This window comes from Segatella salivae F0493, assembly GCF_000477535.1.
Lineage (GTDB): Bacteria > Bacteroidota > Bacteroidia > Bacteroidales > Bacteroidaceae > Prevotella > Prevotella salivae.
This window is the reverse complement of sequence record NZ_AWGW01000025.1, coordinates 43,753-67,614: the sequence shown is the minus strand read 5'-3', so window position 1 is coordinate 67,614 and position 23,862 is coordinate 43,753. Positions and strand designations below refer to the sequence as shown.

Sequence of the window (23,862 nt, the reverse complement as noted above, 5' to 3'; positions counted from 1 at the left end):
TGAGAAACTTACTTCATGAAATAAATTTCATGAAGCCTTTTACGCGTTATGTTTCATTGAGGTTAAAATCACAGATGCGCATTTTTTCCCTTTTGTTTCTTTTTATTCTATACTTTAAATTTTAAAGAAAAAAATGAAGAGTAATAATAATGGTTGTTGAAAAGTTGATAGTTTAAGTCATGAAATCAGCAAGATAGCGATATCCACAAATAGCGTTTGTTTATAAACATCACGTGGGATTACTTTCTGTTGAGATTCAAAGAGATAGAAGGTTATCCACAAATAATGAGATGACATGATATTTCATAAGTTTATAACTTAACTGAAAGAAAAAGCGTGGATAAGTGGAATATTGTGGCGGTATAAGCCTGTTGATATCCACAGCTGCGTGGAGTGGGTCGTGGGCTGTGGATAAGTGGAAAAGAAAGAAAGGGGTTTTGAACACCTTTTCCACCCACTTATCAACACATATTGTGGATAAATGTTTGCGATTTTGAAATTAAATATTTACTTTTGCAATATAGACGTTCATGGTTCGGCTTTGCCATTCATCATCGTTTGCATGCAGACCGGCAGACCTAATCCATCGAGAACCAATTCAATATATGCATAACCTATAAATTATAAGATATGTCTTTCACACAACATTGCAATGAAATCTTCGGTAAAGCGATTCATGATTACCATGTAAACGACAACATTGACACACCCATTTGTAATCCTTTTGAAGAAGGAACAATCGAAAACAAACTCTATAAGAAGTGTTGGATAGATACCGTTCAATGGCATTTTGAAGATATTATCCGTGATCCTGCGATTGATCCAGTAGAGGCTTTGACGCTCAAACGCCGTATAGACAAGAGCAATCAAGACCGCACTGACCTTGTAGAACAGATTGATTCATACTTCCGCGACTATTATAAAGAGGTGAAAGTAAAGCCAGATGCACGCATCAACACCGAGAGTCCGGCTTGGGCTGTGGACCGTTTGAGCATCTTGGCACTAAAGATTTATCACATGAAAGAGCAGGCAGAGCGCAATGATGCCACACCAGAACATCTTGCAAAGTGCCGCGCTAAGTTAGACGTTTTGCTTGAACAGCAACGCGATTTAGATACAGCTGTCGACCAGTTGCTTGAGGATATAGCCGACGGAAAGAAGTATATGAAGGTGTATCGTCAAATGAAAATGTATAATGATGCAGATACAAACCCTGTGTTATATAAGAAATAAGAGACGATAAACTAAATATAAACTGCTCATTAGAAAAGGCCGTTGGAAAGAAGAAATGAAGCCTTCGGCCCAGTGTTTTCATGAAACATCTTCTCCTTATCCGCTTTTCTGCCCTTGGTGATGTAGCCATGTTGGTGCCTGTTGTGGCCTCGTTGATGAAACAATATCCTGATATTCATGTGACGGTGTTAAGCAAACCCTTTGCTCGTTCGCTGTTTGAAGGACTCTCTTCTAACGTGAGTTTTATGAGTGCCGACCTTAAAAAGGATTATCAAGGACTATCAGGTTTGAACGCACTCTATCGCAGATTGGCTGCCAAAAACTTTACTGCGGTGGCCGATATGCATGATGTGCTTAGAACAAAATACCTGCGTTTACGATTCCATTTGTGTGGATTTCATGTCGCACATATTGATAAACATCGCAAAGGAAAGCAGTTATTGTGTAGTGAAAAGAATAAGGTGAAGGTGCAACAACCCACTTCTTTTGAGAATTATGCAGCCGTTTTAGCGAAGTTAGGCTATCCCGTGAGCCTTGAATTTCACTCTATTTTTGGTGAGAAAGGAGGGAATCTGCGTCAGCTTATGCCCCTCATCGGTGAGAAAAAGAAGTTTCAGCGTTGGATAGGAATAGCCCCCTTTGCAGCTCACAAGGGGAAGATTTATCCGTTAGAGAAGATGGAACAAACCATTGAACAACTGATAAAGGTCTATCCCTCATGCCGCATTTTCTTCTTTGGAGGCGGTGGAAAGGAGCGCGAAACACTCAACTCATGGGCCAAACGCTATGCTAATTGCACGAATGCTTCGGCAGTTCTCGGTGGAATGCGTAACGAATTGATACTCATGAGCCATTTAGATGTGATGATAAGTATGGATAGTGGCAACATGCATTTGGCCTCGTTGGTGGGCACAAAGGTTATAAGCATCTGGGGAGCCACGCATCCTTACGCAGGGTTTATGGGCTGGAATCAAAGTGAGGAGAATGCCGTTGAGTTGGATATGGCGTGTCGTCCATGCTCAGTTTATGGCAATAAACCCTGTTTGCGCGGTGATTATGCTTGCATGAACGACATTCGTCCAGAGATGATTGTAGCGAAAATCAAACAGTTTTTCAATTAAAACAGCTTAGAAAGACTTTCCAAATCCTAAATAAGGAAACACAAATACCTTTTTAACCGAGTGGCTTTCGCTGAATCCAAAGATAGGAGAGATGCCTGCACGAAACATGAAACCATGGGGTGCTTGACGGCGATAACCAATGTTAGTAAAGAGATAATAGAAGCCAAAACTGCGGTTTTCTTTGATATGTTTGTCAAAAACTAACTTATAAGAATTATCGGGTTGTTGTACTAAATTATACGAATCATACTCGTATCTGCCGAAAACCAAGCTGAGATTTGCACCTACACCAAGCTCTAATTTCTTGTTTTTACGACCAATAAGATAGTTTAATCGTGGCACAAAAGAAACGATATTAAAGTGATTAATGTCGTTGATGAAGTTATCAGATGACAGATATGCCCATGCCAATCCTACCGAATAGCCAAATCCTTTGTTGGCCTTGAAACGCGAATCAAAGTGAATACCCAGCATGTTTGAAGGTCCCATGAGTTCAACAGAGAGGTTTTTTACGGGCTTGTTCAATGAGTCTGAAGGCGTCTGTGCATTCATGTTCAAGACTGAAAGCATCAGTGCGATAGCAATAAATGTTATTTTTTTCATTTCGTTTAGTGTTGATATTTATTATAAAAGAGGTATAAGAAACCTCTTTTTAGCATCAAAATTATCGGTTGCAAAGATAAGATGAAATGGCGAAATAAAAGAAAACGCAAATTAAAAAAAGTGGAGTAAAGAGCGAATTTAATTGTTAACGCACGTCAATTTATTACACACTTAGGGGGTGTTTGTGCAGCGTTTGACGCTTTTTTGTATGAAAAGTTTGGGAAATTGAAAATAAATTAGTTCCTTTGCATCCAGTTTTTCATTTAGAAATTAATTATAAACATTTTAAAAAGTAACTATTATGTCAGAAATTGAAAGCAAGGTAAAGGCTATTATCGTAGACAAACTTGGTGTTGACGAGGCTGAAGTTAAGCCAGAAGCAAGCTTCACTAACGATCTTGGTGCTGACTCTTTGGACACTGTAGAGCTGATTATGGAATTTGAAAAAGAGTTTGGTATCTCTATTCCAGACGACAAAGCAGAGACCATTCAGACTGTAGGTGACGCCATTAAGTACATCGAAGAGAACGCAAAGTAATAGCTTTACTTAAGTTATTTTGCAAATAATACGATTAGGGATTAGTGATTAAGGATTGGGTTACAACCTATTGTGCCCAGTCACTAATCCCTAATCCCTAATCTTTTTTATTTATATTATGGAATTAAAGAGAGTAGTAGTAACAGGCCTCGGTGCTGTTACACCTGTTGGAAACACTCCCGAAGAAACCTGGAAAAACTTGCTTGAGGGCAAGAGTGGTGCTGCACCAATTACTCATTTCGATACAACGTTGTTCAAAACAAAGTTTGCCTGCGAGGTAAAAGATTTGAATTTGAACGATTATATCGATCGTAAAGAGGCACGAAAGATGGACCGTTATTGCCAGTTGGCTATGGTTAGTGCTGCACAAGGCATCAAAGATGCTGGTCTTGACCTTGAGAAAGAAGACCTAAACCGCATTGGTGTGGTTTATGGTGTAGGCATTGGAGGAATCAAAACGTTCCAGGATGAAGTGGTATATTATGGACAACATGAAGATCAAGGACCTAAATTCAATCCTTTCTTCATTCCAAAGATGATAGCAGATATTGCATCTGGTCAGATTAGTATACAGTATGGATTCCACGGACCAAACTATACCACGACGAGTGCATGTGCATCTTCAAGCAACGCTTTGGCTGATGCATTCAATCTTATCCGTCTTGGTAAGGCTAATATCATTGTTAGTGGTGGTGCCGAAGCAGCCATTTGTGAGACTGGTGTCGGTGGTTTCAACGCCATGCACGCCCTTTCTACCCGCAATGATGACCCAGAACACGCAAGCCGTCCATTCAGTGCGAGTCGTGATGGCTTTGTAATGGGCGAGGGAGCTGGCTGTCTTGTGCTCGAAGAATTAGAGCATGCAAAGGCTCGTGGGGCTAAGATCTATGCAGAGATGGTAGGCGAAGGAGCAAGTGCCGACGCACATCATATCACCGCTTCTCACCCAGAAGGTCTTGGCGCTAAACTCGTAATGCAACGCGCTTTGGAGGATGCTGGCCTCAAACCTGAGGATATCGACTACATCAACGTACACGGAACATCTACTCCAGTGGGCGATATTTCAGAGGCAAAAGCTATCAAGGACGTCTTTGGTGAACATGCTTATAAGCTCAATATCAGCTCAACAAAGAGTATGACGGGCCACCTTCTTGGTGCTGCCGGAGCTGTAGAAGCCTTGGCTTGTGTGCTGAGTGTGAAGAACGATATCGTTCCTCCAACCATCAACCACACTGAAGGTGACAACGATGAAGCATTGGATTACAAGATGAACTTCACGTTTAACAAAGCTCAGAAGCGCGAAGTGCGTGCCGCATTAAGCAACACTTTCGGCTTCGGTGGACACAACTGCTGCGTTGTTTTCAAGAAGTATGCTGAATAAAATCATTGATAGAATAAAGCTTCCTTTCCGTAAGGAGAAGGAGCTTTATTCGTCTTTATACACTATTTTAGGCTTTTATCCGCGCGACATCAGCTATTATAAGCTTGCGTTGATGCATAAAAGCATCATGAAACGCAATGCAAAAGGTAAGCCCGTTAACAACGAACGACTCGAATTTTTGGGCGATGCCATCCTTGATGCCATTGTTGGTCACATTGTCTATCAACACTTTCCAGGAAAACGCGAGGGCTTTCTGACAAACACACGCTCTAAACTTGTGCAGCGCGAAACGCTCAATAAATTAGCCAATGAATTGGGAATCAACCAACTCATCCTTAGTAACGGGCGCAGCTCTTCGCACAATAGTTACATGGGAGGCAATGCCTTTGAAGCCCTTGTAGGCGCTGTTTATTTAGACAGAGGCTATGATGCATGTATGAATTTCATGAAAAATCGCATCTTAGCACAGATGATAAACATCGACAAAGTGGCTTATAAGGAGGTGAATTTCAAAAGTAAACTCATCGAATGGAGCCAGAAAAACCGCGTTCGTCTGACGTTTGATATTCTCGAACAAAGCAAGGATAATAACGGAAGTCCTGTGTTTAACTACAAGGTTGTCATTGAAGGCATTGACGGATGTAACGGAGTTGGTTACAGCAAAAAGGAGAGTCAGCAGCTTGCCAGCAAACTAACCTTGGAACGATTGCGCAAAGAACCTCAGTTCATCGATGCTGTTTTCACAGCAAAAGCCAATCGCACAAAGATGGAAGAAGAGCCGGTGGAGAATGTGCCGAGTACCGATGCAGCCGATAGTTTCATTATTTCGCAGAATGGAAATGACACTATCCCCGATGCAGAGAAACATAAGAATGCGTTCCATGAAAAGGTGTATGAGGACCGTCCGGCAAAGAATCGGCGCCGCTCACCCATGTATAGAAGCGACAATGAAGTGGCAGAACGTGAGCAAAAAAATAAGCCGTCAGAATTTGATTTGAGCAACATCAGCGCACGCAAGCAAAGTGATGAAGAAATCATTGCTGCTGCCGAAGCCGCTGCCTTTGATGAAACCACAAAACAATAACGATGCTTCCTTGCTGCTTAGTCTAAGGAAACATCTGTTAGACGAAAAAGAAATGCAATGAAACAAGACTCGTTTCATTGCATTTTTTGATGAGTGAGGATTGAACATCAGATATTTTTGAGGTTGCTATCCAAAATGGTTTGCACCATAAAAATTATTCAATTTTGAATGTTTGTGCTATTTATTCCTACCCTTGATAACTATTTTTATCACATGCTTTCAAAGCAGCTTTTTTATTCTTTCTTTTTTATTTATAACTATTTGAATTCCAATTAGTTAGAAATATATTTCTTTTTGTTCTCCAATAGCCGTCAAATCGTGGGCCAATTTGAGTAGAATCATCGCCCCATCTGAATCAAATAATTTTGTTGAATAAATGGGTTTGAAATAACGTTATTGTGTGTAAGGAATATGAAGGCTAATTCGTCATTTTTATTTCACAATAAAATTGTTTTTTAAGTTGAAAGTTGTATATTTGTAATCTTAAGCATTTGATGTCATGATTAATAATAATATAGCTTGAAAAATATAATATGTAATAAATATATTCCATTTATTTGGAAATATAGAATAAATAAATTACTTTTGCCATGGATGAACAAATAAGAGAAATTTTCTATTCAGAAGACTATGAATCCTTTTATAGTATGCTGAATGTTAGACAGCAAGAAAAGTATGATTATGTAGAACATATCATCAAAACACAGCGTATTGTGAATAGTAAATTCATTAAAAAGATAGAAGGAAGTGAGTTTTATGAGGCAAGAATTTCAGTGGGTAGTGATGAATATAGAACGATAGTCTTTGCAATAAATGCAAGTAATTTTGTTGACTGTTCACAAGTTTTGTTTCTGAATTCCTTTCTTAAGAAGGATAAAAAGCAATATAAGAAAGAAGTTAGGAAGGCTGAAAAACTGATTGAAAAATATTTGGAGGATTGATATATGAAGAAACTTGATGCAGAAAAATTGGCTCAATTGCATACTTCGAGTGAGCATTTTAATGAGAAATATGGCCCAATTGACAGTCCTGAACGCAAGGCTTTTGAGGCACGTGCCAATGCATTTTACTATGCAGAACTATTGAAAACGCAGCGCAAGATGCAAAAACTCACCCAACAACAATTGGCAGAAATGATAGGTAAAAAGCGTGAATATATCTCGCAGATAGAGCGTGGTAACAGTGATATGCAACTATCAACCTTCTTGCAAATTGCTAATGCTTTGGGCCTGAAATTTGCCATGGTAGTGGGTTGATTCTTTTTATTTATTAGATTCGGACAATGAATCTTGAAATTAGGAAGCATTGATTTGTAAATCAAACAATAGAAAATAAGATTCAAGAAGGCTTGTTTTTATTGCTTAGAATGTCAGAAAGAAGCGAATAAGTATTCTCTTTACTCCCCTTTCTTCAAACTTAACGTTAATGCTTCCTAATTGGTTTCTTTGTCTCATGAGATTTCAGTAACTTTGTATAATTAAAGGTTTTGATAGAAAAGAAAGAATAAAGATGGCAGTACAAGACAAGGGTTTGACCCCTATGATGAAGCAGTTTTTCTCGATGAAAGCAAAGCATCCCGAGGCGTTGATGCTGTTTCGTTGTGGCGATTTCTATGAAACCTATGGTGAAGATGCCGTTATTGCTGCCGGAATCTTAGGCATCACACTGACCAAACGCAATAATTCGGCCGAAAATTCTGTTGAGATGGCCGGCTTTCCTCATCATGCTTTAGACACCTATCTGCCGAAACTCATTCGTGCAGGAAAGCGTGTTGCCATCTGCGATCAATTAGAAGATCCGAAGAAAAAGCGTGAGCAGATTAAGGGAAAGAAGGGGCTTACCGAGATGGATAAGATGGTGAAACGAGGCATAACCGAACTCGTTACGCCGGGAGTAGCCATGACCGACACGGTGTTGAACTACAAAGAAAACAATTTCTTGGCTGCCGTGCACTTTGGAAAGGCCTCTTGTGGCATCAGCTTTTTGGATATTTCGACCGGTGAATTCCTTACAGGCGAAGGCACATACGACTATGTTGAGAAGCTGTTGGGCAACTTTTCGCCGAAAGAAGTGCTGTATAACCGCGACCATAAGCAAGATTTTGAACGCTATTTTGGTTCAAAACATTGTGTGTTTGAAATGGATGAATGGGTGTTTTCCGAGCAGAATGCACGTCAAAAACTATTGAAACACTTTGGCACAAAGTCGCTTAAAGGCTTTGGTGTAGAGCACATGAAGAATGGAATCATTGCGGGTGGTGCCATTCTTCAATATTTGGAACTGACTCAGCACACGCAAATCAATCATATAACTTCGCTTTCTCGCATCGAAGAAGATAAGTATGTGCGCTTAGATAGGTTTACAATCAGGTCGTTGGAACTCATTGCTCCGATGCAGGAAGACGGCAGTTCGCTACTGAATGTCATTGATCGCACGGTCACAGCAATGGGGGGTCGCATGCTCAGACGATGGCTTGTGTTCCCATTAAAAGACGTTGCTCCCATCAAGGAACGCCTTGATATTGTAGATTATTTCTTTCAAAAGCCATCGTTCCGACAGCTTGTTGATGAGCAACTTCATCGTGTGGGCGACCTTGAACGCATTGTTTCTAAGGTGGCTGTTGGGCGTGTTTCGCCTCGTGAAATCGTGCAACTCAAGAATGCACTTGACGCGGTAAGACCGATTAAAGAGGCTTGTCTTTATTCAGAAAATGAAGCATTGAAGCGTGTCGGTGAACAGCTAAACCTTTGTGAAAGCATAAAAACACGCATCGAAAAAGAGATACAACCCGACCCACCTCAGCTTGTTGCGAAAGGTGATGTCATAGCAGATGGCTACAACAAAGAACTCGATGAGCTGCGCACAATGCGTAGAAACGGAAAGGATTATCTGTTGAAAATCCAAGAGGACGAGGCCGAAGCAACAGGCATTTTAAGTTTGAAGGTGGGCTTTAATAACGTCTTTGGATATTATCTTGAGGTGAGAAACACCTTCAAAAATAAGGTTCCTGAGACATGGATTCGCAAGCAAACACTGGCTCAAGCAGAGCGATATATCACCCCAGAACTAAAAGAATATGAGGAGAAAATCCTTGGCGCTGACGAGAAAATCATGGCATTAGAGGCCCGACTTTTCAATGAATTGGTGTTGGCTATGCAGGACTTTATCCCACAAATTCAAATCAATGCCACCCTCTTGGCACGTGTGGACTGCTTGTTAAGCTTCGCTAAAATATCGGAAGAAAACACTTATATCAGGCCCCAAATTGACGATAGTGATGTGCTCGATATACGCCAAGGACGTCACCCAGTGATTGAAACTCAGCTGCCGATTGGCGAGCATTATGTGCCTAACGACGTATATCTTGATACGCAAAAGCAGCAGGTAATGATGATAACGGGACCGAATATGGCTGGTAAATCGGCGTTGCTTCGGCAGACGGCCCTTATTGTTTTATTGGCTCAAGTGGGGTGTTTCGTACCGGCAGAGCGGGCAAGTATTGGGCTCGTTGATAAGATATTTACGCGCGTTGGGGCCAGCGATAACCTCTCATTAGGCGAGTCTACGTTCATGGTTGAGATGACAGAAGCCGCCAATATCCTAAATAATGTGTCACCACGTAGCCTCGTATTGTTTGATGAACTCGGTCGAGGTACGAGCACTTATGACGGCATAAGTATCGCTTGGGCCATAGTAGAATACTTGCATGAACAGGCAAAAGCCCGTGCAAGAACACTCTTTGCAACCCACTATCACGAGCTAAATGAGATGGAGAAGAACTTCGTTCGCATTAAGAATTACAATGTAAGTGTGAAGGAAGTTGACGGCAAAGTGATCTTCCTTCGCAAGCTAATGCGGGGCGGAAGTGAGCATAGTTTCGGTATACATGTGGCTGAAATAGCCGGTATGCCACGTTCGATTGTCAAGCGAGCCAACACTATTCTGAAGGAGTTAGAGGCCGATAATTCGGGTGTAGGGCGTGCAGGTAAGCCCAATACCAATAAGATTGCTGAGCACAGAGACGGCATGGAACTCAGCTTTTTCCAGCTCGATGACCCCTTGTTGGCCCAGATTCGCGATGAAATCCTTGAGCTTGATGTGAATAATCTCACGCCTGTTGAAGCACTCAATAAGCTCAATGATATCAAAAAACTGCTGAAAGGAAAGTGATTTTTAATGCATAAGGCATAATTTTTAATGCATAATGCATAATGCATAATGCATCATGATGAGCTTGGTTAATGCATAATTGTTGGCTAATTTTATGCATAAGGCATCATTTGTAAGGCGTGATGATGATTAGTTCTGCCGTAAAAAGGGTTATTATTTGGCAGAACTAATGTTTAAATCTGATGATATTGTTCCTCAAATGGGAGTCTGAATCGCTCACCTCTAACGCCATCTGGTAAACGGATTCCACACGGAATCACCATATTTATTCCGCAATCATGGGGCAGATGCAGGGCCTTTTTCACCAACAAACTATCGAAACCTTCGAGCGGACACGTGTCATATCCGGCCTCACTCATGGCCAACATAAACGTTTGTGCAGCCAAAGCACAACTCTTGTGCACGACAACTCGCATGTCGCTTTCACTCACTTGGCGCATCATCGGACGGAAAAGACCGACCCCTTGGGCCAATACTTTGCGCACAAGGCCCCACAAACCGAGGCCCCGCGAATAGATAAAGGGGATGAGTTTGGCATAGTATAGCGTTTGTTTTTTAATGCGTTTCTCCTGTTTTTCGGCCGGACTATTACGCTTGATTTCCTCAATTCCCTCGGCAAGTACCGCTTTTGCATGTTGCTTATACAGGTCTTGTCGTGTCACAAAGACAACAAATTGTTGCGCCGTGCGTGCCATTTGCTGATTGAAACAAGCCGTTGTCAGCGCCTCCATCACCTTTTTATCCGTGACATGATAAGCCTCCCAGAGTTGCAAATTCGAACTCGTTGGCGCCAATGTTGCCTGTTCTATGCAATCCTTTACAACCGCATTATCAAGTGGTTTGGTTGGATCGAAATGCCGAACCGCCCTTCTATGATTCAATATTTCTCGTAAACTCATCGTCTTTTACGATTTGATTATCCTTTACTTTAGGGTGAAAAAACTCATCCTTTTACGTTAATTTGCGCCACAACTATCCGATATCCTCCGTTATCCAACAAGGTTTTATTATCCCTCGGATAACTCATCATCTCATCACCCCTTTTATTCATCAATAAAACAAATAACTCGTCAACCCGTCACCTCGTTTATTCATCAATAAAACAAATAACTCGTCAACCCGTCAACTCGTTAACTTGTAAACAAAACAAGCAACTCGTCAACCCGTCAACTCGTCTACTTGTCAACTAACTCCCGTTTACTCGTTAACTATACTCCCCCTCCCTATCCTTCCGAATCAGTGCCAGTAGATGCTCAACAGCCACTTCCTGGGGGATGTTTTTCTCCACACAAACCTGTTTTCTGTACAGGCTTACATGGTTGATTCCTGCGCCAACATAGCCATAATCAGCATCAGCCATCTCACCGGGACCATTGACTATGCAGCCCATGATGCCGATTTTAAGTCCCTTCATGCCTTTTGTGGCTTCACGGATGCGGGCAATCGTTTCGCGAAGATCATAGAGCGTGCGACCGCAACCCGGGCAACTGATATATTCAGTCTTGCTTGTACGGAGACGAGCAGCCTGCAAAATGCCGAATGCCGTGTCGGTGATGACACTTTGCGGAATATCCCCTTCGTTCATGAGCCATAGTCCGTCGGTCAGTCCATCAATCATCAAGGCGCCCATGTCTGCCGCCGATTCGAGTTGGAACTCACTTTTTTCGGCTGCGGAATGATGATACATCTCAGCGAAGACCACAGGGTTATAGGCTCCATTCTCCCACATTTCGTGCACCAAAGCGCGTTGTTCGGCCAAGCGATTTGGGTGATTACTCATGCTAACGACTACGATTTCAGGATGCAATTTGAGGCAAGTGAGATACTCTTCTGTCGGTGCACCAAACTGCAAAACGAGGAATTTCACGTCGGCTTTCACCATGGCTATGAACGGAATGGCCGTCACAGGGAAGATGGGATAGACGCCTGTTTTGTCTTCGAGCGCCATAAACTGGTTGTAGTCGACAATGTATTTTTGTCCTTCCTTGCGGTCTTTAATCTCCTGTCCGGCATAGATATAGTCGGCCTCTTGCTCGTTTCCGCTGAGTGCCGAAGCTATCACTATCGGGGCGTTACTGCCTCCTATACCTGCAACGGCACGCGTAAAGCGACGTTCCGGGCGCAACCAGTTAAAGGCTTTTGCTTGCGTTCCCGGAACAATCAGATGGCCTTCGCGCTGGCGGATGTAGTCAACCAAGTGGTGGGCAACAGGAATTTCGGCAGCCGGTTCTTCACTCAGACTCACACGAATGGTGTCTCCGATGCCGTCAGATAGCAGTGCTCCAATGCCCACGGCACTCTTAATGCGTCCGTCTTCGCCCTCTCCTGCCTCGGTAACTCCAAGGTGAAGCGGATAGTTCATGCCCTCTTTATCCATCTGATGAACAAGTAATCGCACCGAGCGCACCATGACTACAGTGTTTGAAGACTTAATAGAGATGACCACATCTGTAAAGTTTTCGCGTTTACATACACGTAGAAACTCCATGCAACTCTCTACAATCCCTTCGGGCGTATCGCCGTAACGGTTGCGTATTCTGTCGCTCAGACTGCCGTGGTTGACACCGATGCGTATGGCCGTGTGATTGGCTTTACAGATGTTTAAGAACGGAATGAGGCGGTCTTCTATCTTCTTTAACTCTGCCGCATACTCCTCATCAGTGTATTCTTGCTTGATGAATTTGCGTGCAGGATCAACGTAGTTACCGGGGTTTATGCGTACTTTCTCAGCGTAGAGTGCAGCGACATCGGCCACGTTTGGATTGAAATGTACATCAGCAACGAGGGGTGTCGTATAGCCTTCTGCGCGCAGTTGAGCATTAATATTTTTGAGATTTTCAGCTTCGCGCTTTCCTTGTGTCGTCAAACGCACCAGTTCTCCGCCCGCCTTGATAATCTCTTCAGCCTGCCGAACGCATGCTTCCGTGTCGTTAGTATTTGTGGTTGTCATGCTCTGTACACGCACAGGGAAGTCACTTCCCATGTCTATTGCGCCGATATGTACAGTCGAAGTCTCACGCCGTTTGTATTGAAATAAATCGATATTCATAGTGATAAGAAGTCCAACAAAAGCCTACCTTTAACTTCTCCCCACCCTTGGAGAGAGGTCGGGGCTGGGTATTTAATTACACTTATATTCGTACTTTACCTCTTTCAGGTCTTCGTTTGCCTTCTCAATCTTCTTTCCGAGTCCAGCTTTCCAGGCGTCAACCTTTGCTGCAATGGATTCATCAGAGAGGGCAATCATTTCAGTTGCGAGGATAGCGGCATTCTGAGCAGCATTCACTCCAACTGTAGCCACAGGGATTCCGGGTGGCATCTGGATGATAGAAAGCATGGCATCAAGACCATCGAGCATGCCTTTGATGGGCACACCAATCACTGGCAGTGGTGTCGAAGCAGCGATTACACCTGGTAAGGCGGCAGCCATTCCAGCGGCAGCGATAATCACTTTGATGCCCCTTTGTTTGGCATTGCGGGCAAAAGTCTCTACAGCCTCGGGAGTACGATGGGCAGAAAGCGCGTTCACTTCAAATGGAATTTCATTGTCATTGAGCCATTTGCAGGCCTTTTCCATTACGGGTAAGTCGCTTGTGCTACCCATAATAATACTGATAATTGGTGTCATAACTGTATATTTTTAAGTATTTAATGTTTCAAATAAGGGTTGATGTCACACATAGGCAATGGTAAGATAGGCAAGAATAAAGCCAAGAAACCACCCCGCTACAATCTGAGAGAGCGAGTGTTGGCGCAAAATCATGCGACTGGAACCCACGATTCCCGAGATGAGCATCACGAGACAGAACCACCATATAGGGTTAAACATGAAGATAATGGCAAAGGCTAACAGGGCACCCGCTACGCCTCCGATGGCTGTTTCGTGCATAGAGACCTTCCACCACACATTAATCAGTGCGCAAACCACCTGTATCAACACCGCCGCCACAAGGATGCTGCCCATGAAATGAGGGATATGGGCTATACTCATGAGGTAGTAGCACACCGAATAGCACACAATCGAGATGACATAGGGCACCATGCGACGCTCACGAACGATGAAATCGAAGGGGCGCCAACCTTGATAGTGCCGATAGAGTCGAATCAGATAGGTGGGCAAAAGGATGGTAAACACGTAGACAAGGCCTAAAACCGTGAGCTTATATCCTAACGGGATGAGGCTCAGATAACTGAAAAGAAACAGCGAAGCAAGGCCCACAATGGGGAGATAGAATGGAGTAAAGACCAAACTAAATATGCGTGCTGTCCATATAATGTTTTTTTCGTTCATAAGAATAAGCCTACTTCGGCCCTTACTAAGAAAGGAAGTGCAACCTCGTGTGTCTCTTTCTCCTTCTTAAAATGCGGAAGTGTGCATCTTTATATCATTGTTGTTTTTTACTTCTTCTATGCCTTTCTCAACCTCGCCACAGGGATATTGAGTTGCTCTCTGTATTTGGCTATCGTGCGCCGGGCAATCGGAAATCCCTTTTCCTTCATGAGTTTGGTCAGTGCTTCGTCGCTGAGTGGCTTGCGTTTATCTTCCTTTTCGATAACGTTTTTCAGCGCAATTTTAATCTTTCGCGTAGACATCTCCTCACCTTCATCTGTAGTATATGCGTCGGTGAAGAAGAAACGAAGGGGAAAGGTGCCCCATTTTGTCTGGGCATATTTCACATTACTCACTCGGCTTATGGTCGAAATGTCGAGCCCAGTCTTGTCAGCGATGTCCTTTAATATCATGGGTCGCAGGTCACTTTCATCTCCGTCTTGAAAGAATTTCTTTTGCCATGCGATGATAGCCTGCATCGTTAGGATGAGCGTTTGACGGCGTTGTTTCACCGCTTCGATGAATCCCTGGGCCTTAGCCACCTTTTCTTTGACATAGAGCAGCGCCTCTTTGGTTTGTCTACTCATGCCCTCCTTGTTGTTGCGATAGGCATCTATCATCTCCGTAAACGATGGAGAAACCTTCAAATCGGGGATATGTCCTTGATTAAGACTAAAGGTTATCGTGCCATCGTCAGCCGTATCGACAATAAAATCAGGTGTAATCTGCTGCATGTTTCGGCCTTCTGTCTCGCCAAGTGAGGCGCCGGGTTTCGGATTTAGTTTGCGAATCTCGCGTTGAAGTGTCTCAACCTGGAGATCACTAAGACCGAGTTGCTGTTTTATTTTGTCCCAATGTTTCTTTGTAAAAGCATCAAAACACTCTTTGAACACACGCTCCATAACATCTAAAAGACGTGTGTTTTGCGTGCCTTCTTCGCGCATTCGTTCCACCTGCAGCAACAAACATTCTTGCAACGAGCGTGCACCAATGCCGGCAGGGTCCATATTTTGCAGCATCTTGAGCACGCGTTCAATCTCCGCTTCGCTCACATCGAGGTTATGATAGATAGCCAATTCGTCGCTGATGGTATTCAAATCTTTGCGCAAGAGGCCGTCATCGTCAAGACTTCCAATGAGATATTCCATCACAGCATACTCCTTTTCAGTCAGTGTGAGCATGTCCATTTGCTCCTTCAGCTTGTCATAAAACGAGGTAGTGTCACCATAAACCGTCTCTTCATAGTCGGCATTATCGTGATTGTTTGCATAGGGAGTTTGCGGCATAATGTCGTCTTTCCCAATATTTTCCAAGGCAGCATCCAGCGCATCCTGACGCTCTTCTCTCTCATTTATGGTGTCAAAGTCGTCGCCATCTTCATTGTCTGAATATCCATCCTCCCCCTCATTGTCGGTCAATCCCATGGCAGAATCGTCTTTTTCGAGGGCGGGATTATCGTCGAGTTCAGCATTGATGTTCTCTTCAAGTTCGGTCAATGGCATCTCCAACAAATGCACTTGCAGCATCTGTTGCTGTGAGAGTTTCATCTGCTGCGTGAGCTTCTGTTCCTGAGTTTGTATTAGTTTTTGTGCCATGCTGTCTTAAAATATTCTTTCATTAGGGCTGCTTCACGCGCCAACACATTGGGTTCGAGGTTGCCATAGCGTTGCCACACATCGTGACAAGCGGCAAAGAGGTCGCTCACCTCAAAGGCCAAACGGCTCAGATAGGGGTCACACAGCTGAAACACACACATCACTTCGGCCACCTTCTCTGGCTTGAGGGCCAGTAACGAGGCCAACTCCTTGATTTCGGGTGTGTCACTCACCATCGTGATTGGCGTCAGCCGAAAATAAAGATCAAGGATAATGATGAGATGAAGTGGGGTCAGTATGCTATCAACCTCAAGCGGTCGGAAGTCTGTTTGCCATGTCTCGGCCTTGCTGACGCCCTCATAAAATTGTTCGGGATGATTGAAACCACGCATCTCTCGCATGGTTTGCACCTCGTGTGAAAGCTGTTTTTGGTGTGTGGCAAAACGTTTCCACAACTGCTGAAGTGAGGCCGATTCGCGTTTGTCGAGCGTCACCATCTGTTCTGAAAGCTGTTTCGGTGGAATGTTAAGTTCAAGGGCAAGCAACACCATTGGCCGTGAGTAAGCAGGTTTAATGCCCACGGGTTTCCTGAGATACAGTTGCAACAGCGGCAACCAATAATCCTCTTGCCACTGAGATTGATTTGCCATGATGAATTTACTTTCTGCAAAGATAAAGATTATCACAGACAATACAAAGTAAAATACAAAATAAATCGTGGCTTTTTCGCATCCTTTTTTCCTTATTGTTCGCTTTTCGTGCGTGCATGGTTCATGCCTTCTTCGGCCGCGTTTGCTGTCCTTTTTCTCTCTCCTTCCAATTCCTTCTCACCGCAACCTCCCAACCCTCTGCTGCTCAATCCGTTTCCCCCATTCTCCCTTCTCCCTTATTTTGGTGGGTGAGGAGGGGCGAAAGTTGGCGGAGAATCAGGCCAACGACTGACGACTTGGACTGCCGTGGAGGAGGAAAACGATAGTGTTGGTCAGGCTACGGACAAACTTTTGGGGAGAAAGGTGAGGGCGGTTGTCATGCGATGGTGTTGAAACGAGTGAATGAGAACGTGCAAAATGGAGTGGAAAATGAGGTGAAAAACGATGAAAAATATAAACAAATGTGGCGAAAAATGAAGCAAAAATTGAGGTGAAATAAATAAATCTTAAGAGTTTTTTAATTTTGTTTTTCTCCAAAAAATATTATTTTTACAGGAATTAACAAATGAGACCATTGAGTATCAAGACGTTAGCGCTCCTTAAGAACAATAACAAGAACAAGATAAAGAAAAAGACGTCGAAAAAGAAAAAGACTGCAATGCCGAAGTGTTTCGTCGTCGTCGTATTTTTATTTACAATTAAATAATTTCACGTAGTAGCGTTTTCGTCGTCGTCGATGCTTTGTTTAGGTCGCATATTTTTAAATCTTTTAGAGGCTCACTTGCTTGCGTTGCCGCCGCCGAAACAATGCGCTGCTGGCAAAAGATGTTTTTCTTTGGCAGATGACTCGTTTGCATTTCCGCCACCAAAGCAAAGTTTTGTTGTCAACAAATGATTTTTCTTGGCAGCTCACTTGCTTGCATCGCTGTCGCCGTTGGTTTTATGATTCCGCCAGTGGGGAGTGGCTTTGTCGAGACTTTTGTGTGCCTTGACCCCATGAAATGGCTGTAAAAATTTATCGAAAGCATAGTGCCTGTGGCATGAAATTTGTGGAAACCTGTCATGAAGGCTGTTTAAAAAAGTCGCCCCCTCACATATGCGAGGGGGCTAGTCTAACCTGAATGTCTTTTTACTTGCTAAATCAAATGCTAATAACTACAGAGATAGACTAATTACCGGATATCACATCCAGTTGGGTCTCTCCTTTCATTAACCCTTATGTTTTGTTTTCTGTCGTTACCCTTTATTATGTCTTGGAATACTGATTCCCTGTAAAGGCAAGGCCTATAGAATCTTGTTTTTTCAAGTGTTGCCGCCGTTGATGTTCTTGATTCTGCTGCAAAGTTACGAAATCCCCTATGAGTTGCGTTACACATTTTGCGGACAAATTTGACGATTTTGCGGATATTTCGTCGATAATACCCGATAAACAAAACTATTTCTTGACAATTTGGTTGAATAACGGACTTGCCGTGTGGTGTAAAGCAGCTTCATAACGCAACATGAGAGGAGGTCGACGAAGGTTCTTTCTTAGGCGCGCTTTGGCCAGATATGCACGCGGATTGTGTGGCTCACGGCGGTTAAGACGCAGACAAATGTCGTGGGTCAGTCGGCCGAAGGTGTAACATTGGCCCGTGTCGTCAATGAGTTCATAGCGCATGACTACGGCATTGATCACTTCAAGCAGGTCGGTCGTTGTGCCTTTCCAGGTGTAACCTGCCGATGGCGGGAGGGCAAGAATTGCAAGAATCTCGCTCTTCATGGTTTCAAACATACATTCTTTTTCGTTCATTTTACTGTTTTTTTCTTGATGCAGTGAGAAGATAACAACTTGATTTCCATTTAATTACGCTGTCAATCTCAGGCTACATCCGTTAGTTTTTCTATGGGGTTACGCTGTGTTTTGCCCCTAATTACCAGGTGATTTGCGGCTACAAAGTTAGTGATTAATATGGAAGTATTTCTTCACTCATAGCGCTATCATGGTTAACGGAGATTAAATCTTGACGATTTTCAGCATGTATCACTTTTTTGTATCACATAAAACTTGACAAAGGGGGTCTTGATTTTGTATCTTTGCAACGTGTTCAGGATAACCATTTTCTTTAACCTCAAAACTTCGAAAAAGATGAAAAATGAACCCATAGAAATGTATTCGCCTCATTTCTCAAAACAAGAGATGCAACGATCGGCCACGGCGATAAGGCTCGGTTTAGACAATACACCCGACGCTGAAGCCGAAGCAAATCTTCAGGCGCTTTGCACTCATGTGCTCGAACCTTTGCGTGAGCGTTTCGGTCGCATTATCGTGACGAGTGCTTATCGCTCAAAAGCCGTTAACGAGGCACTTTTCGGAGAGTCTCACTCGCAGCATCTCAAAGGCGAAGCCGCCGATATTCATGTCTCCAATGAGGAGATGGGACGGCGCTATTTTCGTTATATCAAGCATGTGTTGGACTTCGATCAGCTGCTCTTTGAGCACGTCATGAACAATGGTTGCATGTGGCTCCATGTGAGTTATTGCAGAGATAGCAGCCGCAACCGACACAAAGCGAAGGAACTATCCATTTGAAAGCAAACGTTTCGCAATATTCCGTACGGAAAAACTATCGTAAAATTATTAACAAACTAAACCAAAGAAAGGGTAACAATTATGGCAGTTATTTACAAGATTTACAAGAACAACAACAAGAAAAACGCTGGTTTCGGCAAGTATTATGCACGTGCTATCCACAATGGTACAGCCAACCTTGACGACATTTCGGCTATCATCGAGCGCAACTGCTCTATGAAGAAGAGCGACGTGAAGGCCGTTTTGACCGAACTTGTCGAGGTGATGACGATGCAGATCCAGGACTCTAAGCGTGTGAAACTCGATGGTTTTGGCACGTTTAAGATTGGAATCAGCACGAAAGGTGCCGAGACTGCCAAGGGCTTTAACCCCTTGAAGCACGTCAAAAACATGCGTGTCATCTTCATGCCTGAGTCGCATAAGGACGGTGATTCGCGTAAGTTGATCAAACCAATGCTTAGTGGTGCGGTGGTGCAGGAAAGCACTCAGTATACCATTGAGAAGAAGAAAAAGACGCAGCCTCAGGCTTAACGCCGCGTGAGTGCATCGGTCTGCTGGCATGAAGGCTTGCTAAGCAGGGGCCTCATCCCGTCACCCGACAACAGCCTCTGCCCTCTCCTACCCTGCTCTTGCAGGCGGAAGGGCGGAGGGAAAACAGATGATTGCGCCTCCAATGCTATGGTTTTATGCCGCAGACAACACCGAAAAAAGAGAAAAACAATCGCTACAAATCACATTAAAACACAAAAAACATCATGGATAAAATAAGAAGTAATCAATGGAAGTTAGTCATTAAAATCATTATCGCGTTAGCCACTGCCCTGTTGGGCGCCATCGCTTCTCCTGATTCGGAAGGCTTATCGCGCCAAGCTCGGAAAGAAAACAGCACGAAGGTGTTGGATAATTAGGCTGCAAAGGGCGCGGGCTGTGGTGCATGAGCCATAGTCGTGGCTCGGTAAGGCCTACAAGCATGCGACGAGAAAAGAATGTTTTGTCATGTTAAAGGTTATAGTTTTTTGTTTTGAAACAGGGGCAGAGTGATCGTGATGATTGCTCTGTCTTCTTTTCGTTTCAATGGCTTTATCTTTCTGTTTCGATGAGTTCTGGGGGCAGTTTGGCTGCCTGAGGCATGGCATGAAAGCGGAAAAAATAAACAAGAACGAGGACAAAACGAAGATGTTTGATGAAAAAGAAAAAATAAATGAGGTTTTATTTGGACTTTCATCGATTCTTTTCTATCTTTGAACCAACTCTATTTGTGTTCCTGTTGGCTGTTCTTCAGACACCTCCCCGAAAGCAATCAGCGTGTCAGACACCGGCAGGAGCACGCTCAACAACGACAGTTGCAGAGAGTATTCAGGTGGGCGTGCAATCCATGTTCTCATGAGTTGTGTGCGTGTTTCGGTCGTATGCGGTCTTGTGATGCCCCATGGCAGTCTTCCGTTTGCCTTCTTCCCTACTCTTTTGTGGTGCTCGTTGATGCAGAAAAGCACAATGGAGAGGTTTCAGAAAAATGTAACTTAAGCAAGAAATAAAATGCAAGTACACGCTGAAATGAAGTTAACGTGGGTGCGAAGGTCGTTTCGTCATCCCCGAATGTTATGTTTATTAATTTGCTGGATGATGATAACTCAAGCATTTTCTCAGTCAGTGCCGATGAAAATCTCAGCGCTCAGTGACAATCATGTGTTAGTAAGTCTCACCCCAGAGCAACGCTATCTGCTGCTCCCTATTGAGGAAGATGAAGCCCAGGCGGCGCTAAGCGTGATTGTAGACAATGAGGTTGTTGAGACACTCAACGTGAAGTTAGCTGCCGACCACGTTGATTATAGCGTACCGTTGGACCTGGGTCGCTACACAAATAAACCTGTGTTGCTTGATGTTACGTTTCATAACGAGCGACGTTTTACAGGCGATGTCAAGGACTTTACGGCTTGGAAAGTCATGCAAAGTGCGGCACATTTTGACACGACGAACCGCGAAAAATATCGTCCTTTCTATCATCACACCCCACTCTGGGGCTGGATGAACGACCCCAATGGCATGTTTTATAAAGACGGGGTGTGGCATCTCTATTTCCAATACAACCCTTATGGCTCGCAATGGGAGAACATGACATGGGGTCATTCCACGTCGAAAGACCTCGTGCATTGGACCTTTGAGGGCTGCCCTATCCGTCCCGATGGGTTGGGAACTATCTTTAGTGGGTCGGCAGTTGTAGACAAAGCGAACACTGCCGGCATGGGAAAAGATGCCGTTGTTGCCTTCTATACATCGGCTGGAACAAGTCAGGTGCAGAGCTTAGCCCATAGTAGTGACAACGGAAAGTGCTTCACAAAATATGCCGGGAACCCTATATTGACCGACAAAGTTCTCGATTTTCGAGACCCTAAAGTGTTTTGGAATGCAGACCTCAATGCCTGGAATCTTATCCTCGCTGCAGGCCAACAGATGAACATTTACAGTTCAAAGGACTTGAAAAACTGGACCTTTGAGAGTGCGTTTGGACGTGAATATGGCAACCATGATGGCGTTTGGGAGTGCCCCGATCTCATGAAACTACCTGTCGAAGGCACAAAGGAGGCGAAGTGGTTGCTGCTTTGTAACATCAATCCTGGAGGCCCTTTTGGAGGCAGTGCAACGCAATATTTCGTGGGATCTTTTGATGGTCATAAGTTTGTTTGTGAGAGTCAGCCCAATGTAACGAAATGGATGGACTATGGAAAAGACCATTATGCCACCGTGACCTTTGACAATGCACCCGACAATCGGCGTGTAGCCATGGCATGGATGAGCAATTGGCAGTATGGCAATCAGGTGCCTACACAACAGTTTCGCAGTGCCAACAGCGTGCCACGCGACCTCGGTTTGTTTGTCGATCAGGGCGAAACCTATGTCAGTGTCACGCCTTCAAGAGAGCTGTTGGCCTTGCGTGGTAACAAGGTGAGCCATCCCACAGCAGCTTGTGAGATACTCATCGACCTTCGTTCGCAGGCACAACCTACCACGATTACCCTCAGCAATGCCCACCATGAGCAGGTAGTGATGACCTATCAGCCCAAAGATCACACGTTCAGTATGGACAGAACAGCGAGCGGACTCACAGATTTCAGCAATCATTTCAAGGCCATTACCATCGCACCGACACACGGAAAGCTCACTCAATTGCGTCTCTTCGTCGACAAATGCAGCGTTGAAGTCTTCGATGCAAGCGGTCGAATGGCGATGACAAATCTGGTGTTTCCCAGGGTGCCTTACGATAAGTTGACGGTCAGTAAGGGTGCGCGCGTAACGATTTATGACTTGAAATAAAGTGTCATGGACCTGTTATGGGCTTGGCATAAGGGCAGATTTAGCCGATAAAAGCACAGCCACGAGCGCATCAAATGAAGCACATCGGCGTGCAAGAAAAGGGCGTTCAGCCCGCAAGATGCACGAACAGAGAAGATAAAATGAAACACAATTATTAACCAACAGGCCTCATCGCCCTACTTCTTTCATTCAGAAGGAGGAAGCGTTTGGGGGACTATAAAACAAAATTCCTATGGAAAAAAGAACGATTGTGGGTATCGGAGAGTCGTTATGGGACTGCCTTCCTCAAGGCACTAAGCTTGGAGGAGCACCTGTTAACTTTGCTTATCACGTACATCAGTTTGGTTATGACGCCGTAGCCATCAGTGCGTTGGGCAATGATATCCTTGGCGATCAGACACGAAAAGAACTCGATGCCGTCAAACTTCCTTATATCATGCCGATTGTTGCAGAGCCAACGGGCACCGTACAAGTGACACTTGACGAAGAGGGAGTGCCCACTTATGACATCAAACAGAATGTGGCGTGGGACAATATTCCTTTTAATGAGGAGATTGAAGCCGCTGCAAAGCGTGCGCAAGTGGTGTGTTTTGGCACATTGGCACAGCGTAACAGTGTTTCACGCAACACCATTCAACAGTTTCTCAAGGCTACTCCGAAAGACTGCTTAAAGGTGCTTGACATCAATCTTCGACAGAATTTCTACACCAAAGACATTATTCGTGAGTCGGTGGCAGCGTGTGATATTCTGAAAATCAACGACGAAGAACTCATCACTATCGGTCGACTCTTTGGCTATCCCGGCTTGGATATTGAAAACAAATGCTGGCTGATACTCGGTAAATATAATCTAAAGATGCTCATTGTCACCTGTGGTATCAATGGCAGCTATGTCTTTGGGCCGGCTGTTAAGTCGTTTATTGAGACCCCACATGTTGAGGTTGCCGACACCGTTGGTGCCGGAGATAGCTTCACAGCGTCGTTCTGTGCAGCCTTACTCGCAGGGAAAACCCTTGAAGAGGCTCATCAGTTGGCCGTCAATGTGAGTGCTTATGTGTGCACACAAGCCGGTGCGATGCCCGTGATTCCCGAGCGTTTTACGAAAGAAATCTAAGTTTTTTACGGAAGAAAACTAAGCGTTTTACGAAAGAAATATAAGTGCGCTCACCGCCAATATCGTGCCTTGTGCAGCGATTGGCGGTGAGGTCATGCGCTGATTCGTGGCGTTTTATCGTGTGAAGTCATAGAGTTGATGGCATAAAAAGACTGCAAT

General features: G+C 44.0%; 22 protein-coding genes. 13 read left to right on the top strand and 9 right to left on the bottom strand.

Translation table 11 applies throughout. The annotated features are described in order from the left end of the window. Nucleotides 1–630: 630 nt before the first annotated feature. Together HMPREF9145_RS07925 and HMPREF9145_RS07920 are read left to right on the top strand one after the other, a co-directional pair. Complete coding sequence (locus HMPREF9145_RS07925; RefSeq protein WP_007134961.1) at nt 631–1,233, top strand: DUF4254 domain-containing protein; 603 nt, start codon at nt 631–633, stop codon at nt 1,231–1,233. Between the two features lie 80 nt (nt 1,234–1,313). Further along, entirely contained in the window at nt 1,314–2,354 is a 1,041-nt protein-coding gene (locus tag HMPREF9145_RS07920; RefSeq protein WP_021825840.1) for a glycosyltransferase family 9 protein, read from the top strand. 6 nt (nt 2,355–2,360) lie between these two features. On the opposite strand, the gene HMPREF9145_RS07915 is transcribed toward HMPREF9145_RS07920, so the two are convergent. Further along, entirely contained in the window at nt 2,361–2,957 is a 597-nt protein-coding gene (locus HMPREF9145_RS07915) for a hypothetical protein (RefSeq protein WP_021825791.1), read from the bottom strand. A gap of 301 nt (nt 2,958–3,258) precedes the next feature. Here HMPREF9145_RS07915 and HMPREF9145_RS07910 point away from each other — a divergent pair, with 301 nt between their 5' ends. From HMPREF9145_RS07910 to mutS, 6 genes are all read left to right on the top strand, one after another. After that, the gene (locus HMPREF9145_RS07910) at nt 3,259–3,495 is read left to right on the top strand and encodes an acyl carrier protein (protein ID WP_004373076.1); all 237 of its coding nucleotides are present in this window, start codon (nt 3,259–3,261) and stop codon (nt 3,493–3,495) included. A gap of 118 nt (nt 3,496–3,613) precedes the next feature. Beyond that, a complete protein-coding gene (fabF, locus tag HMPREF9145_RS07905; RefSeq protein ID WP_021825910.1) occupies nt 3,614–4,876 on the top strand; it encodes a beta-ketoacyl-ACP synthase II in 1,263 nt (420 codons plus the stop codon). Next, nucleotides 4,866–5,960 (top strand): ribonuclease III, encoded by a 1,095-nt coding sequence (gene rnc / locus HMPREF9145_RS07900; protein WP_021825890.1) that lies wholly within the window; start codon nt 4,866–4,868, stop codon nt 5,958–5,960. The genes fabF and rnc overlap by 11 nt, the downstream gene beginning before the upstream one ends. Before the next feature lie 590 nt (nt 5,961–6,550). Next, the gene (locus tag HMPREF9145_RS07895; RefSeq protein WP_007134957.1) at nt 6,551–6,901 is read left to right on the top strand and encodes a type II toxin-antitoxin system RelE/ParE family toxin; all 351 of its coding nucleotides are present in this window, start codon (nt 6,551–6,553) and stop codon (nt 6,899–6,901) included. Between the two features lie 3 nt (nt 6,902–6,904). Then, nucleotides 6,905–7,216: a helix-turn-helix domain-containing protein gene (locus HMPREF9145_RS07890; protein ID WP_021826015.1), complete on the top strand. Its 312-nt coding sequence runs from the start codon at nt 6,905–6,907 to the stop codon at nt 7,214–7,216. Nucleotides 7,217–7,469: 253 nt separating this feature from the next. After that, nucleotides 7,470–10,130: a DNA mismatch repair protein MutS gene (gene mutS / locus HMPREF9145_RS07885; protein ID WP_007134955.1), complete on the top strand. Its 2,661-nt coding sequence runs from the start codon at nt 7,470–7,472 to the stop codon at nt 10,128–10,130. Between the two features lie 173 nt (nt 10,131–10,303). Here mutS and HMPREF9145_RS07880 read toward each other — a convergent pair whose 3' ends face one another. The 7 genes from HMPREF9145_RS07880 to HMPREF9145_RS07850 all read right to left on the bottom strand — a co-directional run bounded on the left by HMPREF9145_RS07880 (nt 10,304) and on the right by HMPREF9145_RS07850 (nt 18,497). Further along, nucleotides 10,304–11,029 carry a nitroreductase family protein gene (locus HMPREF9145_RS07880; protein WP_021825939.1) on the bottom strand — a complete coding sequence of 242 codons (726 nt, stop codon included), beginning with the start codon at nt 11,027–11,029 and terminating at the stop codon, nt 10,304–10,306. 305 nt (nt 11,030–11,334) lie between these two features. Then, nucleotides 11,335–13,179 (bottom strand): 4-hydroxy-3-methylbut-2-en-1-yl diphosphate synthase, encoded by a 1,845-nt coding sequence (locus HMPREF9145_RS07875; protein WP_021825879.1) that lies wholly within the window; start codon nt 13,177–13,179, stop codon nt 11,335–11,337. A gap of 72 nt (nt 13,180–13,251) precedes the next feature. Next, a complete protein-coding gene (purE, locus tag HMPREF9145_RS07870; protein ID WP_021825814.1) occupies nt 13,252–13,758 on the bottom strand; it encodes a 5-(carboxyamino)imidazole ribonucleotide mutase in 507 nt (168 codons plus the stop codon). A 45-nt stretch (nt 13,759–13,803) separates the two neighbouring features. After that, nucleotides 13,804–14,421 carry a phosphatase PAP2 family protein gene (locus tag HMPREF9145_RS07865; protein WP_021826002.1) on the bottom strand — a complete coding sequence of 206 codons (618 nt, stop codon included), beginning with the start codon at nt 14,419–14,421 and terminating at the stop codon, nt 13,804–13,806. Nucleotides 14,422–14,537: 116 nt separating this feature from the next. Next, the gene (gene rpoN, locus HMPREF9145_RS07860; protein WP_021825925.1) at nt 14,538–16,055 is read right to left on the bottom strand and encodes an RNA polymerase factor sigma-54; all 1,518 of its coding nucleotides are present in this window, start codon (nt 16,053–16,055) and stop codon (nt 14,538–14,540) included. Then, nucleotides 16,040–16,705, bottom strand: a complete 666-nt coding sequence (locus HMPREF9145_RS07855; RefSeq protein WP_036907076.1) for a hypothetical protein — start codon at nt 16,703–16,705, stop codon at nt 16,040–16,042. Before HMPREF9145_RS07855 ends, rpoN begins: the two co-directional genes overlap by 16 nt. A gap of 1,435 nt (nt 16,706–18,140) precedes the next feature. Beyond that, complete coding sequence (locus HMPREF9145_RS07850; RefSeq protein WP_021825833.1) at nt 18,141–18,497, bottom strand: hypothetical protein; 357 nt, start codon at nt 18,495–18,497, stop codon at nt 18,141–18,143. Between the two features lie 336 nt (nt 18,498–18,833). Here HMPREF9145_RS07850 and HMPREF9145_RS07845 point away from each other — a divergent pair, with 336 nt between their 5' ends. From HMPREF9145_RS07845 to HMPREF9145_RS12880, 3 genes are all read left to right on the top strand, one after another. After that, a complete protein-coding gene (locus tag HMPREF9145_RS07845) occupies nt 18,834–19,277 on the top strand; it encodes a D-Ala-D-Ala carboxypeptidase family metallohydrolase (protein WP_021825770.1) in 444 nt (147 codons plus the stop codon). An 81-nt stretch (nt 19,278–19,358) separates the two neighbouring features. Continuing rightward, on the top strand, nt 19,359–19,808 hold the full coding sequence (locus HMPREF9145_RS07840; protein ID WP_021825929.1) for an HU family DNA-binding protein: 450 nt from the start codon (nt 19,359–19,361) through the stop codon (nt 19,806–19,808). 224 nt (nt 19,809–20,032) lie between these two features. Next, entirely contained in the window at nt 20,033–20,185 is a 153-nt protein-coding gene (locus HMPREF9145_RS12880) for a smalltalk protein (RefSeq protein ID WP_007134940.1), read from the top strand. 327 nt (nt 20,186–20,512) lie between these two features. Here the strand turns inward: HMPREF9145_RS12880 and HMPREF9145_RS07835 are convergent, their stop codons facing one another. Then, nucleotides 20,513–20,770 (bottom strand): hypothetical protein, encoded by a 258-nt coding sequence (locus HMPREF9145_RS07835; protein WP_036907073.1) that lies wholly within the window; start codon nt 20,768–20,770, stop codon nt 20,513–20,515. Nucleotides 20,771–20,897: 127 nt separating this feature from the next. On the opposite strand from HMPREF9145_RS07835, the gene HMPREF9145_RS07830 reads away from it, so the two are divergent. Both HMPREF9145_RS07830 and HMPREF9145_RS07825 read left to right on the top strand, forming a co-directional pair. After that, nucleotides 20,898–22,589, top strand: a complete 1,692-nt coding sequence (locus HMPREF9145_RS07830; RefSeq protein WP_052026751.1) for a DUF4980 domain-containing protein — start codon at nt 20,898–20,900, stop codon at nt 22,587–22,589. 232 nt (nt 22,590–22,821) lie between these two features. Continuing rightward, nucleotides 22,822–23,703: a carbohydrate kinase family protein gene (locus HMPREF9145_RS07825; protein WP_021825975.1), complete on the top strand. Its 882-nt coding sequence runs from the start codon at nt 22,822–22,824 to the stop codon at nt 23,701–23,703. The last annotated feature ends 159 nt before the right edge of the window (nt 23,704–23,862 follow it).

Bases quoted from the DNA above. Each gene is read 5' to 3' on its own strand.
- HMPREF9145_RS07850 (WP_021825833.1), bottom strand. From the start codon at position 18,497: ATGAACGAAAAAGAATGTATGTTTGAAACCATGAAGAGCGAGATTCTT.
- HMPREF9145_RS07825 (WP_021825975.1), top strand. From the start codon at position 22,822: ATGGAAAAAAGAACGATTGTGGGTATCGGAGAGTCGTTATGGGACTGC.
- rnc (WP_021825890.1), top strand. From the start codon at position 4,866: ATGCTGAATAAAATCATTGATAGAATAAAGCTTCCTTTCCGTAAGGAG.
- HMPREF9145_RS12880 (WP_007134940.1), top strand. From the start codon at position 20,033: ATGGATAAAATAAGAAGTAATCAATGGAAGTTAGTCATTAAAATCATT.
- HMPREF9145_RS07915 (WP_021825791.1), bottom strand. From the start codon at position 2,957: ATGAAAAAAATAACATTTATTGCTATCGCACTGATGCTTTCAGTCTTG.
- HMPREF9145_RS07880 (WP_021825939.1), bottom strand. From the start codon at position 11,029: ATGAGTTTACGAGAAATATTGAATCATAGAAGGGCGGTTCGGCATTTC.
- rpoN (WP_021825925.1), bottom strand. From the start codon at position 16,055: ATGGCACAAAAACTAATACAAACTCAGGAACAGAAGCTCACGCAGCAG.
- HMPREF9145_RS07890 (WP_021826015.1), top strand. From the start codon at position 6,905: ATGAAGAAACTTGATGCAGAAAAATTGGCTCAATTGCATACTTCGAGT.
- HMPREF9145_RS07865 (WP_021826002.1), bottom strand. From the start codon at position 14,421: ATGAACGAAAAAAACATTATATGGACAGCACGCATATTTAGTTTGGTC.
- HMPREF9145_RS07875 (WP_021825879.1), bottom strand. From the start codon at position 13,179: ATGAATATCGATTTATTTCAATACAAACGGCGTGAGACTTCGACTGTA.
- HMPREF9145_RS07855 (WP_036907076.1), bottom strand. From the start codon at position 16,705: ATGGCAAATCAATCTCAGTGGCAAGAGGATTATTGGTTGCCGCTGTTG.
- fabF (WP_021825910.1), top strand. From the start codon at position 3,614: ATGGAATTAAAGAGAGTAGTAGTAACAGGCCTCGGTGCTGTTACACCT.
- HMPREF9145_RS07920 (WP_021825840.1), top strand. From the start codon at position 1,314: ATGAAACATCTTCTCCTTATCCGCTTTTCTGCCCTTGGTGATGTAGCC.
- mutS (WP_007134955.1), top strand. From the start codon at position 7,470: ATGGCAGTACAAGACAAGGGTTTGACCCCTATGATGAAGCAGTTTTTC.
- HMPREF9145_RS07925 (WP_007134961.1), top strand. From the start codon at position 631: ATGTCTTTCACACAACATTGCAATGAAATCTTCGGTAAAGCGATTCAT.
- HMPREF9145_RS07895 (WP_007134957.1), top strand. From the start codon at position 6,551: ATGGATGAACAAATAAGAGAAATTTTCTATTCAGAAGACTATGAATCC.
- HMPREF9145_RS07910 (WP_004373076.1), top strand. From the start codon at position 3,259: ATGTCAGAAATTGAAAGCAAGGTAAAGGCTATTATCGTAGACAAACTT.
- purE (WP_021825814.1), bottom strand. From the start codon at position 13,758: ATGACACCAATTATCAGTATTATTATGGGTAGCACAAGCGACTTACCC.
- HMPREF9145_RS07845 (WP_021825770.1), top strand. From the start codon at position 18,834: ATGAAAAATGAACCCATAGAAATGTATTCGCCTCATTTCTCAAAACAA.
- HMPREF9145_RS07840 (WP_021825929.1), top strand. From the start codon at position 19,359: ATGGCAGTTATTTACAAGATTTACAAGAACAACAACAAGAAAAACGCT.
- HMPREF9145_RS07830 (WP_052026751.1), top strand. From the start codon at position 20,898: ATGATGATAACTCAAGCATTTTCTCAGTCAGTGCCGATGAAAATCTCA.